The 17,691-nt window shown below is 63.2% G+C and carries 13 protein-coding genes; all 13 read left to right on the forward strand.

All coding sequences use genetic code 11. The annotated features are described in order from the left end of the window. On the forward strand, window positions 1-396 hold a 396-nt coding region (locus tag Q0R16_RS13040), incomplete at its 5' end, for an RES family NAD+ phosphorylase (RefSeq protein ID WP_295636713.1). Then, window positions 393-1,331, forward strand: coding sequence for a D-2-hydroxyacid dehydrogenase (locus Q0R16_RS13045; RefSeq protein WP_295636716.1), 939 nt, complete (start codon window positions 393-395; stop codon window positions 1,329-1,331). The genes Q0R16_RS13040 and Q0R16_RS13045, both read left to right, overlap by 4 nt. A 194-nt stretch (window positions 1,332-1,525) precedes the next feature. Continuing rightward, window positions 1,526-3,199, forward strand: a complete 1,674-nt coding sequence (locus Q0R16_RS13050; RefSeq protein WP_295636719.1) for an acetolactate synthase large subunit — start codon at window positions 1,526-1,528, stop codon at window positions 3,197-3,199. Window positions 3,200-3,324: 125 nt separating this feature from the next. Continuing rightward, window positions 3,325-4,761, forward strand: a complete 1,437-nt coding sequence (locus tag Q0R16_RS13055) for an aldehyde dehydrogenase family protein (RefSeq protein ID WP_295636721.1) — start codon at window positions 3,325-3,327, stop codon at window positions 4,759-4,761. A gap of 7 nt (window positions 4,762-4,768) precedes the next feature. After that, a complete protein-coding gene (locus tag Q0R16_RS13060; RefSeq protein ID WP_295636724.1) occupies window positions 4,769-4,984 on the forward strand; it encodes a toll/interleukin-1 receptor domain-containing protein in 216 nt (71 codons plus the stop codon). A 24-nt stretch (window positions 4,985-5,008) separates the two neighbouring features. After that, a complete protein-coding gene (locus Q0R16_RS13065) occupies window positions 5,009-5,569 on the forward strand; it encodes a hypothetical protein (RefSeq protein WP_295636726.1) in 561 nt (186 codons plus the stop codon). Continuing rightward, window positions 5,569-6,474 (forward strand): hypothetical protein, encoded by a 906-nt coding sequence (locus Q0R16_RS13070; RefSeq protein ID WP_295636729.1) that lies wholly within the window; start codon window positions 5,569-5,571, stop codon window positions 6,472-6,474. Before Q0R16_RS13065 ends, Q0R16_RS13070 begins: the two co-directional genes overlap by 1 nt. 194 nt (window positions 6,475-6,668) lie before the next feature. Continuing rightward, on the forward strand, window positions 6,669-6,884 hold the full coding sequence (locus Q0R16_RS13075; RefSeq protein WP_295636732.1) for a hypothetical protein: 216 nt from the start codon (window positions 6,669-6,671) through the stop codon (window positions 6,882-6,884). Further along, the gene (locus Q0R16_RS13080; protein ID WP_295636735.1) at window positions 6,885-7,172 is read left to right on the forward strand and encodes a hypothetical protein; all 288 of its coding nucleotides are present in this window, start codon (window positions 6,885-6,887) and stop codon (window positions 7,170-7,172) included. A 333-nt stretch (window positions 7,173-7,505) separates the two neighbouring features. After that, window positions 7,506-8,846, forward strand: coding sequence for a multiheme c-type cytochrome (locus tag Q0R16_RS13085; protein WP_295636967.1), 1,341 nt, complete (start codon window positions 7,506-7,508; stop codon window positions 8,844-8,846). A gap of 1 nt (window position 8,847) precedes the next feature. Further along, entirely contained in the window at window positions 8,848-10,860 is a 2,013-nt protein-coding gene (locus Q0R16_RS13090) for a heme-binding protein (RefSeq protein ID WP_295636738.1), read from the forward strand. Between the two features lie 290 nt (window positions 10,861-11,150). Continuing rightward, entirely contained in the window at window positions 11,151-13,025 is a 1,875-nt protein-coding gene (locus Q0R16_RS13095) for a hypothetical protein (protein WP_295636970.1), read from the forward strand. Window positions 13,026-13,047: 22 nt separating this feature from the next. Continuing rightward, on the forward strand, window positions 13,048-17,637 hold the full coding sequence (locus Q0R16_RS13100) for a hypothetical protein (RefSeq protein WP_295636741.1): 4,590 nt from the start codon (window positions 13,048-13,050) through the stop codon (window positions 17,635-17,637). Window positions 17,638-17,691: the final 54 nt, after the last annotated feature.

The raw sequence follows: 17,691 nt of genomic DNA on the forward strand, positions 1-17,691 counted from the left end.
CTGCGGCATGGCGGGCGTTACACACCGCCGGGTGTGGCGGTGGTGCCGCTGGCGTCGGAGGCGGGGCTCGCGGTGTTGGTGGCGCTGCGCTATCACGCGGCCGATGATCGCGACGACTATCGCCTCGGCTGGGTGGACGTCGATGCCAGCCCCGAACAGGTGCCCGCCGATGCCGATGAGCCAGTGGTTCGGCAGCATGTGGCGGCCTGGCTCGATGAACGGCGATCGCTGCTGCTGGCAGTGCGTTCGCGCGTGCTGCCCGAGGCGCATGTGGTCCTGCTCAACCCCGCACATCCCACCGCCGCGCGGCTCGGCCCGCTGACAACCCGCCCGTTCCGCTTTGCCGATTGCCTGCACGAACCGCCAATGCTGGCCCGCTTCAGGAGTATGCCATGACCGTCCTCGTAATGAATGCTATGGCGCAGCCGCTGATCGAGCCGCATCTGCCGAGCTGGATCGAGCCGCATTTTTTCCGCAACACCGATGAGCTGTTCGATCTGGCGCCACAGGCCGAAATCGGCTGGTTCGATCTTTACGACAAGGCCGACATGGTGACCGCGATGCGCAGCGCCACGAAACTGCGCTGGCTCAATTCGATCTACGCCGGGCTCGATGGCTGGCCGCTCGATCTGCTGCGCGAGCGGGGCGTGATCGTCACCAACGGCGCCGGGATCAACGCGGTGACGATCGCCGAATATGTGGTGATGGGCATGCTGACGGTGGCCAAGGGCTACCGCGAGGTGGTGCGCGCGCAGGATCGGCACGAGTGGCTGCGCGCGTCGCCGGGTGTGATGGAACTGGCGGGCAGCAAGGCGCTGGTGCTGGGCGCGGGGGCGATCGGGCAGAAGATCGCCCGGATGCTCGGCGGGTTCGATGTCGAAGTGGTCACGGTACGGCGCACGCCGGGGCCGGGCGACCTCGGCCCCGACAAGTGGCGCGCGCGGCTGGGCGAGTTCGACTGGGTGATCCTGGCGGTGCCATCAACATCCGATACCGCCGCCATGATCGGCGCGGCCGAGCTTGCGGCGATGAAGCCCACCGCGCACCTGATCAACATCGCGCGCGGCGAGGTGATCGACCAGCCCGCGCTGGTGGCCACGTTGCAGGCCAAGGCGATCGGCGGCGCGTTCCTCGACGTGACCACGCCCGAACCGCTGCCCGCCGATCACGTGTTGTGGACGTTGCCCAATGCGCACGTAACGATGCACTTGTCGGGCCAGGCGCAGAACAAGATGTTCCAGCGCGGCGTGGCGCGGTTTCTTGCCAACATCCCGCGGTTCCATGCCGGCGAAAGGCTGGAGGCGCAGGTCGACCTCGCGCTAGGTTATTGATCAAACGAGAATGCCTCACAAAACGCGGGTGACAGTGGCGCGGCCATTTGTTAGGCCTGCGTCAGGGCGGGCTTGGGGGCATATCCAACGACATCGCAGCTTCGCCGGCGGTCGCACGTGAAATTAACCTTGGGCGACCTCGCGCGCAGTAGCGCCGGGGCGCCGGATCTATCGATCTTGGGCAGGAGCATGCGATGACCGACACGAGCAACACCACTGGGGGCATGAAGGCCTCCGACTTGTTCATCGAATGCCTTGAGGACGAAGGCGTCGAATACATTTTCGGCGTGCCGGGTGAGGAAAACCTCGATTTCCTCGATTCGCTGTCCCGCTCGACCAAGATCAAACTGATCCTGACCCGCCACGAACAAGGCGCCGGCTTCATGGCCGCCACCTACGGCCGCCACACCGGCAAGACCGGCGTGTGCATCGCCACATTGGGGCCTGGCGCGACCAACTTCGTGACAGCAGCGGCTTATGCCACGTTGGGCGGCATGCCGATCCTGATGATCACCGGCCAGAAGCCGATCAAGAAATCCAAGCAGGGCCGGTTCCAGATCCTCGATGTCGTGTCGATGATGCAGCCGATCACCAAGTTCACGCACCAGATGCAAAGCTCGGACAACATCCCCAGCCGCGTGCGCGAAGCGTTCCGCTTGGCCGAGGAGGAAAAGCCCGGCGCCACGCATATCGAACTGCCCGAGGACATCGCCGACGAGCACACCGATTCGCGGCCGCTGGCGCGCAGCCTGGTGCGGCGCCCGAATGCCGACGGAAAGTCGATCGACATGGCGGTGCAGGCGATCCAGCGCGCCAAGGCGCCGATCCTGGTGCTGGGCGCGGGCGCCAACCGCACGATGACCAGCCGCATGCTGCTCGAATTCGTCGAGAAGACCGGCATCCCGTTCCTGACCACGCAGTTGGGCAAGGGCGTGATCGATGAACGCCATCCCAAGTTCCTGGGCTGCGCGGCGCTTTCCGCCGGCGATTTCGTCCACCGCGCCGTCGAGGATTCGGACTGCATCGTCAACATCGGCCACGACGTGATCGAAAAGCCGCCGTTCTTCATGCGCGAAGGCGGCCCGCTGGTGATCCACATGTCGACCAAGACCGCCGAGGTCGATCCGGTCTATTTCCCGCACATCGAGGTGATCGGCGATATCGCCAACGCGGTGTGGCAGATGAACCAGAAGATCGTGGCGCAGCCGGCCTGGGATTTCACCAAGATGCTGTCGTACCATGCGGCCGAACTTACCCACACCGGCGGGCTGGCCAAGGACGAACGCTTCCCGATCTTCCCGCCGCACCTGGTTCAGGCGGTGCGCGATTCGCTGCCCGAAGACGCGATCATCTGTCTCGATAACGGCGTGTACAAGATCTGGTTCGCGCGCGGTTACACGGCTTATAAGCCAAACACCGTGTTGCTCGACAACGCGCTCGCCACGATGGGCGCCGGGCTTCCCAGCGCGATGATGTCGTCGATGGTCTATCCGGATCGCAAGGTCATGGCGATCTGCGGTGACGGCGGGTTCATGATGAACAGCCAGGAAATGGAAACCGCTGTTCGGTTGAAGCTGAACTTCACTATCCTCATCCTGCGCGATGATTCGTACGGGATGATCCGCTGGAAGCAGGCCAACATGGGCTTCGTCGATTTCGGTCTGACTTATGGCAACCCCGATTTCGTCAAGTATGCCGAAAGCTATGGCGCGTTCGGCCACCGTGTGGAATCGGCGGCGCACCTGGAGGAACTGCTGGTGCATTGCCGCGATACGCCGGGTGTGCACCTGATCGACTGCCCGGTCGACTATACCGAGAACGACCAGATCCTGAACAAGGATATCAAGACGCTCAGCAAGGCGCTGTAACCTTAGTTCCCCTCCCGCTTGCGGGAGAGGTTAGGGGTGGGCAGCGTCCAAGCGCCCACCTGCTTAGGCCCACCCCCAACCCCTCCCACGCCTGAAACGATCGGGCCGGGAGGGGGGAGATTGATATGGTCCAGCTCAAAGACGTTTACCCGCTCTACCTCAACAACAAGGCGGCGCAGCCCAACACCGATCTCGAGGTGACCGACAAGTTCACCGGCGAAGTCGCGTTCCGCTGCGCGCTGGCCACGCCCGATGTGATTCAGGAAGCGATCGCCGGCGCCGTGCGTGCGGCCGAACCGATGGCGCGGCTGGCGTCTTACGAAAAGCGCGACGTGCTCGACCATTGCGTGGGCCGGTTCCGCGAGCGGTTCGATGAACTCGCCTATGCGCTGTGCATTGAAGCCGGCAAGCCGATCGCCGATTCGGAAGGCGAAGTCACCCGTCTGATCGACACCTTCCGCATCGCTTCGGAAGAAGCCACGCGCAATTACGGCGAAGTCCAGCCGCTCGACATCAGCCCCCGCGCGAAGGGCTATATGGGGATGTGGAAGCGCGTGCCGATCGGGCCGTGCAGCTTCATTTCGCCGTTCAACTTTCCGCTCAACCTGGCCGCGCACAAGATCGCGCCGGCCATCGCGGTCGGCTGCCCGTTCGTGATGAAGCCCGCGAGCATGACCCCGCTGGGCGCGATCATCATGGGCGAAGTGCTGGCCGAATGCGACGTGTTGCCCGAAGGCGCGTTCTCGATCCTGCCCGCCGCGCGCGCCGGATCTGATTTGTTCACCACCGATGAGCGCTTGAAATTGCTGTCGTTCACCGGTTCGCCCGGCGTGGGCTGGGAACTGAAGGCCAAGGCCGGCAAGAAGAAGGTCGTGCTCGAACTGGGCGGCAACGCGGCGGTGGTGGTCGACAAGGACGCCGATCTCGATCACGCGCTCGCCCGGATCGTGTTCGGCGGGTATTACCAGTCTGGCCAGAGCTGCATCCACGTCCAGCGCACGATCGTCCACGCCGACATCTATGACCAGTTCCGCGACATGCTCGCGGCCAAGGTCAAGACGCTGATCTCGGGTGATCCCAAGCACCGCGATACCTTCATCGGACCGATGATCTCGGCCAAGGAAGCCAGCCGGCTCAAGGGCTGGATCGACGAAGCGGTAGCCAAGGGCGCGACGCTGCTGGCGGGCGGCGAATGCCAGGGCAACATGCTCCAGGCAACGCTGCTCGAAAACGTGCCATCCGGCTGCGCGGTTGTGGTCGAAGAGGCGTTCGGCCCGGTGGTGGTTCTGTCGAAGTTCGACGATTGGGACGCCGCGCTGGCCGAAGTCAACGACAGCAAGTTCGGGCTTCAGGCCGGGCTGTTCACGCGAGACATACATAAAGTGCTCGAAGCTTGGGACGTGCTCGATGTCGGCGGCATCGTGGTCAACGACGTGTCGAGCTACCGTGTCGACAACATGCCGTATGGCGGCGTCAAGGATTCGGGGCTCGGACGCGAAGGCGTGCGGTTCGCGATGGAAGACATGACCGAAATCCGCAACCTGGTGATCCGCCGGGCCTGATCGCCCGATGTCGAAGCCCGCAGGCGCGCCGGTCTTTGTCAGCTACCAGCGCGTCGACGTCGAACACGCGCGGCTGCTTGCCGAACGTCTCACCGCCTATGGCGGAGACGTGTGGTGGGATCGCGAGATTCGCCCGGGCGAGGACTGGCGCGAGGGCATCGTCGCGGCGATCGAGCGCGCGGAAATCGTCGTCCTGCTCCATTCGGCCGCGGCCGAGCGCTAGGAAGAAGTGCAGAAGGAGCTTGCGGTGGCGAGCGCCGCGCACAAGACGCTGATCGCCGTAAGGCTGGAAAACCGGCCTCCGCGCGGCCGGTTCCTTTACGAGATGGCCGCACTCAATTGGATCGAGGCGTGGCGCGATCCAATCGACGAACTCGACCGGTTGGCGCGCGGCCTCGCGCGGATTGCGCCCGGAACCGCGCGCGCAGAGGTGGCCGAGACGATCGGTGCGCGGCCGATCCGCCGCAATTGGTGGTCGCGGATCAGCCGTTCGTGGAGCGCATTGCTCACGATCTGGCTGACCACGATGCTGGTCGGCCTCGTTGGGCAAGGGCTGATGGGTGAAGGGCTGGCGGCCGCGCGCACCGAACAGGGCCTGGCGCCGGGTGACGCGTTGCCGGTCATCGCCGCGTTCGCTTTTGCGCCGCTTGCGATCGTGCGCTTCCTCGCTGATCCGCCGACGAGCCTTGGCGCTTGGCTTGTGCTATTGTCGGCGCTGGCGATGCTGGCGTGCTATGCGCTGATCGGTCGCAGTGCCTGGCGCGCAGCAAACTGGTGGTTGGCGCGCCGGTCGAAGGGAGCGCGATGATGCGCATGCGGGCACTGACCACGCTGGCGGCAAGCATCGGCCTGGCCGCGTTATGTGCGCCGATCTGTGCTGTTGCGGACGTAGGTTTGGCCGCCACGACGCATCTGGCCCTCTGCCCAACCGATCCAGCAGCGGCGCTCAACGCATTTGCTTCCCCTCTACCCAACCTACCCGATGCGCTTGCGCTGCTTGGCTGCTCCGATCCAGTGACCCGGGTGCGCGCCATCGCCGCGCTAGGCGATGCAGAGGCGCCATCGGCCGATGCGATCGCGGCGATCATCGCGCATCTGTCCGATCCAGCCGAGATCATCCGGCAAGAGGCGCTGGTCGCGACGCTGCGCAATGCCGATGCGATGCGACCAGCATTGCTGGCGAGGATGGCCGCAGACTCGCTCGATACGCCGACCTCGGGGGCCGATTGGGCTGCCGCTGCGCTCAAGGTGATCGGGCGCGGTGGTGCAAGTGGTGGGCCGGTGCTGCTGCCCGGAGGCTCGCGGTGGCAGGCCTTGTTCGAGCAAGGCATTTATTTGCCCGGAGCCGCGCCAGCCACGAAAGGCCCAGGCTCATTACTTTCGCCCGACACCGCTGCTCGCTCGGGCGCATTGCCCGTGCGATGTCATCGGAATGCGGCAACCGGGAAATGGCCCGACATTCGACTTTGCAGGGCGGGATCGCGCGGCGCGACGGCCTATGCCGCGATTGTGGCGGCCGAAGATGGGCTGGCGGAGAAAACCAAGGCATTCGAGCAAGCCGCTGTCTTCGCGCTGACAATGACCGCGCAACGGCAAGCCCATCGCGAGCCGCTCATGTCAGCCGATCAGATCACATGCGAATTGACTGCTGTTTGCGACGAAACCGACTTCGCTAAGGACAGGGCGTATCGAGAAAGTTCTCGCTGGCAGTGATGCCGAAGGCCAGCAAGGCAAGCCAAAAGCCTTCGTCAAGCGGGCAAAGATCGCGGCCGATATCCAATCAAAGGCGGAAGCGAGGCACCGAAAAAATCGATGCAATGTCGTCACAACTGCCTCACTTCCCCTGGCCCGCGCCGAGACCGGTGCTCCAGCAGCCCATTCCAATGTCCGCGCTGGGCGGACCGAGCATGACATTGGGCGAGGTGGCCGAAGCCCTGCGCACCCGCATCCAGGCGGCCGATCCTGATTTCGAGATCGGCCTGTTCGCGGGTCCGTCCGACGGCTTCGTCCTGCTCACCCGGATGGAGCGCATCACCGATGACGGCGCGCCGTTCCCCGCGCCGAACCGGTTCACGGTCCGGGGCAACCCCAGCGCCGGTTTCTGGGATGCCATCCGCGGATAGATGGCCGAACGGCCGGGGCATTTTCGCGCGATCGCATTCGTGGTGACCGGCCAGATTGCGATCGACCCGACGCGTTCGCCATTGTCCATTCCGCTGGACCGGATCGGCGAAGCCAGCGCGTTGCCGGCGGCTTTGGCGCGGTTGCCGTTCGGTACACGCAAGGTCTTCGCGCTGGTTTATGCGTTCGAGCGCAGGGCGGGCAAATCGCAGCAGCCGTGGACCGATGGCGCACCCAGCGCGCTCGTTCATTTGCGGCGCAGCGGGATCGGTGGCCGAATCGGACTTTGACCGGGAACGCCGCAAGCGAGACCGTGCCAGGGCCTGCAAAACCGCAATCGCCTCGGATTTCATGGGTTCAAGTGGTAGTTGGAGGCGATTCAACGCCATTCGAGTCAATTCGGGGCTTGAACCCAGGGGTGAGACTGGCATAGTCTGTTTCGACGGGTTCGCATTGCAGCATTATCGATAAGCGCGGTTGAATGGGGCAAAGTCCTGACAGCCAGCGTTAAATCGGTGGAACGAGGGGCAATGCAGGGGACTTCCTTGTCAAAGCGCGGCATTGTGGCCGCTTGGCGTTCGATTCCTCGCGCGGCGACCATTGCGGTCGGCGCTTGCGTGGCGATGGTGGCAACGGCTTTGGCCGCGGCTTCGCTGATTGCACCTGCTCCACTCCGGGCCGAGGGCGGCAGCGCCGGCTCGATGACCGAGCATTCGTCGCGCGCACATCTTGGCGTGTCGACGTGCGCGGGTAGCACGTGCCACGGACATTCGGTGCCTGACGGCAATCCTGTCCGGCAGGACGAACTCCTTCAATGGCAGCAAGAAGCATCACCCACCGGCGCGCATAGCCGCGCCTATCGCGCGATCGTCGAACCGCGCGGGCAGGCGATCATCCGTCGCATGGGCCTCGATTCGGCCGGCATCCGCAACGAATGCCTCGGCTGTCACGCATCGCCCGGCGCCGTGAAGGTCAGCGAAGGTGTCGATTGCGAAACCTGCCACGGCGCCGCCGGCGGCTGGATTTCCTCGCACTACACCGTGGGCAAGACCTATCGCCGCGATGTGTCGCAAGGGATGACCGATCTGGTCAATCCAAAGACCCGCGCGAAAGTCTGCCTCGATTGCCACTTCTCGGGCGAAGGCCAGGGGCAATTCGTCAAGCACCGGATCATGGCTGCGGGCCACCCGCGCGTATCGTTCGAGCTGGACTTGTTCTCGACGCTGCAGCAGCACTGGAACGAAGACGCCGATTATGCGCAGCGCAAATCCAAGTCGAACACGATGCGGATGTGGGCGGTCGGCCAGGCCGAGGCGGTCAAGCGCAGCCTTGAACTGTTCAGCCAGCCGGCCCGGGCCAACGATGGCGTATTCCCAGAATTCTACTTCTATGATTGCCATAGCTGCCATCGCCGCATCATCGACGGTGAACAGGACAGCGTGAGCGCGGTGCCCAATCCCGGACGCCCGATCCAGACCGGGATGCCGCCGTACAACGACGAGAACATGATCATGCTGCTCGCCGCGGCCCGTGTGGCGGCGCCCGATTTGGCGGCCACGTTCGACACGCGCTCGAAGGCGTTCCACCGTGCGATGGGCGAAGGTCGAGGGGCTGCGGTCAGCGCAGCACAGGGCTTGCGGCAGACCGCAGAAGCCTTGTCCGATCGGTTCGCCGCCAGCAGCTTCACCCGCGAACAGACATTCAAGATCATGGACACGATCGCGGGCGACGCGATTTCCAGCCGGCTGACCGATTACGAAGGCTCGGTCCAATCGGTCATGGCGATCGACACGCTGCTCAACGGTTTGGTGAACCAGGGAATGGTACCGCAGGGTTCGGCGGCTGGGCTGCGCGTGCAGATCAACCAAGCTTATGCAGCAGTGCGCGATCCGAACCAGTATAAACCCTTTGCCTTCCGGCGCGCGCTTTCGGGCGCCATCGGCAGCATCCGGGGCCTTCGCTGACATGCAGGTGCTCGGTTCATTTGGCGGCCCCGTTTCCCGGACCATCGGCTTGGTTTCGGCGGCCTCACTCGCGCTCGCGGGTTGTGGCGGCGGTGGATCGGGCACTTTGCCCACGCCCACCCCGTCGCCTGCACCGACCACGACCGTGGGCGGCGCATTGAAATATCCCACTTATCCGCAAGCGTCGCTGACGGTGGCGGATGTCCAGCAAATCATCGCGCAAGCGGTGGGCGAGGCCAAGGCGCGCAATCTGCCATCGATCATCGCGGTGGTCGATCGCGTGGGCAACGTGTTGGCGGTGTTCAAGATGAACGGCGCCAAGGCGACTATGCTGACCAGCAAGCTGAACACCGAAACCTTTCCCGCCACCACGATCGCCAATCCGGTCGATCTTGAAGGCGTGACGCTGCCGGCCGAAGCCGGGGCGATCGCCAAAGCGGTGACCGGCGCTTATCTATCGTCCGCGGGCAACGCGTTCTCGACCCGCACCGCTAGCGAGATCGTCCAGCAGCACTTCCCGCCTGCACCCTCGACTCTGGGGCTGGAGGGCGGGCCGCTGTTTGGCGTGCAGTTCAGCCAGTTGCCGTGCTCGGATCTCAACCAGCGATTCCAGCCGGCCGGCGGACCAACGGCGCTCATCGGCCCCAAGCGCTCGCCGCTGGGGTTGGCGGCGGACCCTGGCGGATTGCCACTTTACAAGAATGGCCAGGTTGTCGGCGGCATCGGCGTGATGGGCGATGGCGATTACGGGCTCGATCCCGATATCACCAACATCGATACCGATGCCGAGGAATTCATCGCCCTGGCCGGTGAGCAGAACTTCACGCCCGATCCCACGATTACGGCGGACAAGATCTCCGCTGGCGGGCAAACGCTGCGCTTTACCGATGCTACGTCGGCAGGGCTCTCGGCGTTGCAGACCAGCTTTGCCGCGATTAACAACGTGCTCGGCGCGCTCGAGGCCGTGATCGGCTATACCAACGGCACGATTGTGGCCGGCACTGCCTATGGCAGCGAAGCCAGCGGCTTTCGCGCAGCGACAACGGCGGAATTTGCAAACACCGACGCGTTCGTGTTGACCGACGGATCGGGCAACAACCGTTACCCGATCAAGGGCGGCACTGACGCTGTCGATGTCGGCACGCCGCTCAGCGCCACCGAAGTCCGCGCTGTCGCCGAAGAAGCCTTCAAGGTGATGAGCCGTGAACGTGCACAGATTCGCCAACCGCTAGACAGCCAGGCGCAGACTACTGTCAGCGTGATCGACACTTACGGCACGCTGCTCGGGCTGGTACGTGGGCCCGATGCGCCGATCTTCGGCACAGACGTTTCGCTGCAGAAGGCGCGATCGGTGGCGTTCTTCTCGAACAAGGTGGCCGCAGCGCAGTTGCAGGCTGACTCTGATGGCGATGTTGCGCAATTCGTTGCGCGCACGCGTACATTCCTCAGCGATCCCACCGCGCTGACCGGGGCATTCGCGTTCGGCAACCGGTCGATCGGCAACCTGGCGCGGCCGTTCTTTCCGGACGGCCAGCTCAACACGCCAAATGGTCCGCTGAGCCGTCCGATCGCGCAGTTCAATCCGTTCGGCGTGGGTCTTCAGGTGCAATTGGTCGCGTCCAACCTGGTCCAGCATGTCGGTTATGTGCTTGGCCAGTCGGCAACCGATACGCCGCAGCAATGCACCAACGTGCCCAATGCACCCAATGGCAACAAACGGTTGGCGAACGGTTTGCAGATCTTTTCGGGCGGTGTGCCGATCTATCGCGGCAACACTTTGGTCGGCGCGATCGGCATCTCGGGCGATGGTATCGATCAGGACGATTTGTCCGCGTTTCTCGGCCTGAACAACGGCGGCCTGCGGGTCGGCTCGATCGGCAACGCGCCAAAAGCGATCCGCGCCGACAACATTTCGGTCACCGTCAACGGCAATCCGGTCAGGCTGCGGTACGTGAACTGTCCGTTTGCGCCGTTCCTGGACACGGCCGCCCAGAATGTTTGCGAGGGCCTATGATGGTTTCCGCGATCGCGCTGCTCGCCCCGATGCTCGGCCTGCCGGGCGGATCCGGCTTGCCACAACTCCCTGTCCCAGGGGGTGCAATGCCGGGCGTTGTGATCAGCCGCGCAGCCGGCGCGATCCAGCCGGGGCAGCGCAATCGTTTCCCGCTCGCGTTGTTCGGCGCTGCTTCGGTGGAAGCCCCGTCGTCCGCCGCCGCGGGCGATTCCACGCTGTCCGAGCCAACAACGCCGGCCGAGCCAACACCACCGGCCGCATCTTCGGCCCCCGCGTCGCCGGCAGCGACCATGGAAGCCGCGCCGGCAGCAGCGGCGAACACAGGGCCCGACATTACCGCCGAAAAGGCCCTGCTCGATGAGCGGCGCCGCCCCGGCTACAAAAAGCCGCTGCCCGACAAGATCGAGCAGGACAATCCGGGTGCGGCCAATGCTCCGCCCCCCGAAGCCTTTTACGACAAGTATGACGGCGAAGGCCCGATGAGCTCGCTGGGCGTCAATGTGGTGGTACCGGATCGCTGGCGGATTACGTCGGGGTTGTGCCCGAAGAAGGACCCCAAGACCGGACTGCCCGATCGTGCGCTGTTCGGGATTTTCCCCAAGCTCGAAGCGGTCTGCCATTCAACGCAGGATCCGTTCCACCACAACGTGCTGAAGGGCGACAAGCCGATTTCGGCCAAGGACAAGCCGGGTTTTCTGCATGGTGACGACTGGTTCTTCATCGCCAATGCGATTTCGGACACGATCGTCGAGCCACGTTCGTTTCCGCAACCTGTCACCCAGGCGACCAGCCAGAATCCGAATTCGATCGACCAGTTCAGCCGCTCGAACAGCCTCGTCCTGGCGCAAACTTTCATCACCGGCGTTTCGCTGCTCAAGGGATTGACCGCGTTCAAGCCGCCGATCGTCGAATACCGGCTCACGCTAGCAACGCAGGTCAATTACGCCAGTGTGGCCGAACGGCAGATCCTGCGCGTGAAGCCCAGCGATCTCACGCATCGGACCACGGCATTCGTGGGCGTGCAGGAAGCCTTCGTCGATTACCACATGGCGCGGTTCGATTCGAACCGTTACGATTTCATCTCGGTGCGCGCGGGCATTCAGGAAATCACCGCGGATTTCCGGGGATTTCTGTTTCTTGATCAGCAACTTGGCGTGCGCGTTTTCGGTGATCGCGACAACAATCGCATCCAGTTCAATCTCGCTGCTTTCTGGCGGCTCGAGAAGGATTCCAATTCCGGGCTGAACGACATTACTGCGCCTTTGCGGCATGATTTCGTGTTTCTTGCCAACATCTTCCGGCAGGATTTCCCGGTAGTTGGCCTGACGAGCGCCTTTCAGCTCGTCTACAACCGCAACCGCGAAGGCAGCTTCATCCATTCGGACAAGAACGGTTTCCCGGTCCGGCCTTCGATCATCGGCGATATCCGCGGGCACAATTACGACGTGTTCTACCTGGGTTACGGCAACGATGGCCACATCGGCCGGGTCAACCTGTCGAGCCAGTTCTATGCAGCGCTGGGCCACGACACGAACAATTTCATTACCAGCAAGCCAGCCAAGATTGCGGCCTTCTTCGCTGCAGCCGAAGTTTCGTATGACGTTGATTTTATGCGCTTTCGCCTCTCAGGCCTCTATGCCAGCGGCGACAAGAACCCGCGCGACAACACCGAAGGCGGCTTCGATGCGATTTCGGAAAATCCGCAATTCGCCGGCGCCGACACCAGCTACTATATCCGCCAGAGCATCCCGTTCGTGGGCGGCGGCCTGGTCAACATCAACGGACGCAACGGCATCCTGACCGACTTGCGCAGTTCGGGCATCGAAGGTCAGTCCAACTTCGTCAATCCCGGCACGGTGCTGCTGGGTGTCGGTGGTGACTTTGATTTGACACCGAAGCTTCGCGTTACGGCCAACGTCAACCAGTTGTGGTTCGCCAACACTTCGGTTCTGCAAGTCCTGCGCAATGAAGGCACGATCCCTCGGTCGATCGGCACTGACGCATCGATTTCGGCGATCTACCGCCCCAAGGCCAATCAGAACATCGTGTTCAGGCTGTCGGGCGCGGTGCTCCAGGCCGGCAGCGGCTTCAAGGACCTGTTCGCCTCCACGGGGCACAATTCACGGTTCTACTCGATCCTCGGCAACGCGATTTTGGCTTTCTGATCTGATGATTGCGACCCGCTTCATGGCCCTAGCTTCCCGTTCCAGCCGGCTCTTGGCTATCTGGCTGTTCGTCGTCCTGGCTTCGTTCATCGCGCCGGTTGCCTTGCGCGCATCTGAGGAAGTCGCCGAAAAGGTCACGTACCACCGCGCGCCCAATGCCCCCAAGGGCCAGCCAGGCGACACGGCTGAAGAACAGAGGGCCGGAGTCGACGCCAAAAACAAGGGCTGCGTAAGCTGCCACACCGCCAGCGACCACCGCACGATGCACGCCAGCCCGGCCGTCGTGCTGGCATGCGTCGATTGCCACGGCGGCGACAACACCGTGAGCGTGGACGCTGGCTGGAAGGCCGAAAGCCTCCCTTACGTGACCGCGATGTCGAAAGCGCACATCCTGCCGCGCTTCCCCAAGTCCTGGAACTGGCCATCGTCAGCCAATCCGAAGCACCTTTATTCCGGGATGAACAAGGAAAGCGCCGAGTTCGTGCGCTTCGTCAATCCGTCGGACTATCGCGTTGCGCGCGAAGCTTGCGGCGCCTGCCACATGAACATCATCGAGGCGTCCGAACGTTCGATCATGACGACGGGTGCTATGCTATGGGGCGGCGCCGCTTACAACAACGGCATCGTTCCGTTCAAGAACTACATGTTCGGCGAAAGCCTGACCCGCGACGGTGAGCCGGCTTTTGTTAAGTCTGCCTCGAGCGCGGTCGGCCCGGACGGCAAGCCGATGTGGGGCACCGTTACCCCAACCGAAAAGGCGCGCGGTGCGCTTCCCGCGATGTATCCGCTGCCGATGTGGAATTCGATCCCGCCGGGTGATGTGTTCCGCGTGTTCGAAGACGGCGGCCGCACGATCAATCCACAATTCCCTGAAATCGGCCTGCCCAACTCGACCGGCTCGATTCAGAAACTCGACGAAAACGGCCGCCCCGATCTCAAGCAATCCAACCGCGGCATGGCTACCGGGCTGCGCGTAGCCATCCCGGTGCTGAACATCCACAAGTCGCGCCTCAACGATCCGTTCCTCTATATGATGGGCACCAATGACCAGCCGGGCGACTATCGCTCTTCCGGTTGCGCATCGTGTCACGTGATCTATGCCAACGATCGTGAACCGCGGCATTCTTCGTCGTTCGCCAAGTGCGGACGCGATGGGCAGACGATCACCGCAGACCCCACGATCAACCGCTTGCGCGAAGGTCAGGAACGCCAGGGCGCTTACGGCAAGTATGTAGCCGGACACGGTGAGCATGCCGAATTGGTGCGCGGTACGGTCCTGGGCGGGCATGGCGCCTACCTTGGCGGTGACAAGACAGATCCTGAACAATCTGCCGACATGGCCGACGGTTGCTTCAAGGCCATCCAGTCAGCCGAACAGTTGAAGGTCTTCGGCGATGCCGAGGGCAAGGCGCCGCACGGCACGATGCCGTCGAACGCGATGAGCCAGGCCGATGCCCACGCGGCCGCCGGGCTGGACAGCCACGGCAAATCCGCCGGCGGCGAGGGCGGGCCGGTAGCGATGCAGGACCGTGAACGCGGCCACCCGCTGGTCCACGCCTTTACCCGCGCGATCCCGACCGCTCAGTGCATGAATTGCCACATGCACCAGCCCAACATTTTCCTGAATTCCTATCTCGGCTACACGATGTGGGACTACGAATCCGATGCGCCATTCATGTGGCCCGGGCCCGAAAACCGCGCGCCGAAGCCTCCTGGCATGTCGGATGCCGATTACCAGAAGGCATTCAAGACACAGTTCCACCCGACCATGTCCGAAGCGCGCGAAGTGCTCGATCGCAATCCCGAGGCGGCATCGACGCACGGGCTGTGGCGCGACGTCGAATTCCTGCGCAACGTCTATGATCTCAATGACAAGCTGAAGGCTACGCAGTTCGCCGATTACCACGGCCACGGCTGGAACTTCCGCGCGATCCTGAAGCGCGATCGCCGGGGCAACCTGCTCGACGACGATGGCGACATGGCGACTTACGGCACCGACAAGGCGCACATCATCTCGCCCGAAGATCCGGAGAAATTCCGCAAGGCCGGTGAAGGCAAATTCGTCGAGGCGAGCTACGACAATCCCGGCAAGTCTGTTCACATGATGGACATCCACGCGCAGCTCGGCATGCAATGCGCCGATTGCCACTTCGCGCAGGACAGCCACGGTTCGGGGCTGATCTATGGCGAAGTCGCCAATGCGGTGGAGATCGGTTGCAAGGACTGCCACGGCACGCCCGACCAGTACCCGACGCTGATGACATCGAACATGGCGGCGCCCACAAACGGGCACAACCTGTCGCTGTTGCGCAACGCCGATGGCCAGCGTCGCTTCGAATGGTTCAAGGACCCCAACGGTCGCAACGTACTGGTCCAGCGCTCGATCATCGATCCGGGCAAGACCTGGCAAGTCAGCCTGGTGCGCGACGCCGTCGATCCCAAGTGGGCCAACGTGAAGAACGACCAGGGCCGCCCGGTGTTCAACCCCAAGGCGGCGCGCGCCAAGCTTATGGCCAAGTCCGCGGCCGACGATGGAATCTACAAGTTCGGGCTGGGAATCCCGAAGGCGGAGCGCGCCCACAAGGACGACGACATGGCGTGTTTCACCTGCCACTTGTCGTGGACGACGAGCTGCGCCGGCTGTCACTTGCCGATCGAAGCCAACTGGAAGTCCAAGATCCACAAGTATGAGGACGAGGACACCCGCAACTTCGCGACCTACAACCCGCAGGTCGCACGCGACGACATGTTCCAGTTGGGCAAGCACGCCCGCAACAAGTCGAGCGGGTCCGATCCGGTGACGTTCGATGAAACGGGTGTACCGGTATCGGGCAAGGCGATCACCGCGCCGATCCGGTCAACCTCGGCGCTGATCCTGTCATCGACTAACATCAACCGCGAACGGATCTACGTCCAGCAACCGCCAATCTCGTCGATCGGCTATTCAAGCCAGGCCTTCGCCCCGCATTTCCCGCACACGGTTCGCCGCGCGGAAACCAAGCAATGCACCGACTGCCACGTGAGCAAGGACGAAGACAACAACGCGATCATGTCGCAACTGCTGTTGCTGGGTACCAACTACGTGAACTTTGTTGGCATGAATGCATGGGTGGGTCTCGGCGGTGGGTTCGAAGCCGTTCGCGTCACCGAGTGGGATGAACCCCAGGCGGTGATCGGCAGCTACCTGCACCGCTACGCCTATCCAGACTTCTTCAAGGACCATGTCGAGAAGAACAAGCGCGAGCTCAAGAACTGGACCCGCGGCGCGATCTTCGACAAGAAGTTTTCGGGCGAAGACACGGGCCGCGAACAGTTCTCCAACCACGTCAATGGCACCCGCGATGAAGTGAACTGCCTGCAGATGCGCGGTGAGTACATGTTCGTGGCCGAAGGCAAGGGTGGCTTCCGTGCTTATGATATTGCCGCAATCGGCGACAAGGGCTTCTCCGAACGGATCGTCAACGCGCCGTTCTCGGCCTTGGGTCACGATACGCATGTCGGGTCGAAGGACGCGACCTGCATGGCCTTGCCGACCAACCAGGCAATCGCGCCAACCCGCAACACGCCCGAATTGCGCAAGTTGAACCAGGAACAGCCGTTTTCGCCAATCTACCACTTCGCCTTCGTCAGCGACCGACAGGAAGGCCTGATTGCGGTCAACATCGATACGCTGGGTGACGGCGAGTTCCGCAACAACTTCTTCCACCGCGCGCTGACGTTCAACCCCGATGGAGTGCTGAACGGAGCGAGGCACATCACGCTGGCGGGCGACTACGCCTACATCGTGACCGACAAGGCGCTGGTGACTGTGCACCTGACCAAGCCGTGGTCGGCGGACAAGCCGTGCGAAGTGAACGAAGCCGCAGGCGGCGATACATGCCTCGATCCGAAGGTGACGTCGGTGGTCCCGCTCAAGGACCCGCGCGCAACCGCGGTTCAGTTCCGGTACTTGTGGGTGACCACCGGCAATGGCCTGGAACTGATGGACATTACCGAGATGGCCAATCCGCAGTCGGTGCCGCAGGCGACCGTCCAACTGGCCGATGCGCGCAAGGTCTATCTGGCACGCACTTACGCCTATGTCGCCGCCAAGGGCCAGGGGCTGGTGATTGTCGACATCACCAAGCCGACCCAGCCGTCGATCTACCAGGCGTACACGGCCGATGGGCAACTCAACGATGCGGAGGACGTGGTGGTGGGGTCAACCAACGCTTCGTTGTTCGCCTATGTCGCTGATGGCAAGAACGGGTTCAAGGTCCTGCAATTGACCTCGCCCGACAGCCAGCCGAATTTCTATGGCTTCTCGCCCGAACCCAAGCCCGAATTGATCGCATGGACCCACACCAAGTGGCCGGCCATCGCGATGTCGAAGGGTCTCGATCGTGATCGGGGGGTCGACGAAACCGGGGGCCAGATGGCCATCTTCGGCCGGCTCGGTGCACGCCCGTTCGTCCGCAGCGAAATGGAAGAACTGTTCCTCAACAGCCGCCGGGTGCCATTCAAGGTATCCAACACGGTCGATATGAGCTTGTGGATCGGCGCCAAGGGCGCGCCAAAGATCATGGCGGCCAATGGATCGCCGTCGTCCGAAGGCGCAACTCCCGCGATGTAATTCAGTTCGTCGGCAGTGCGGCCGGTGCGCCTTGGGGGAGGCGCACCGGCCGCA

Source organism: Novosphingobium sp. (genome assembly GCF_025351285.1).
GTDB lineage: Bacteria > Pseudomonadota > Alphaproteobacteria > Sphingomonadales > Sphingomonadaceae > Novosphingobium.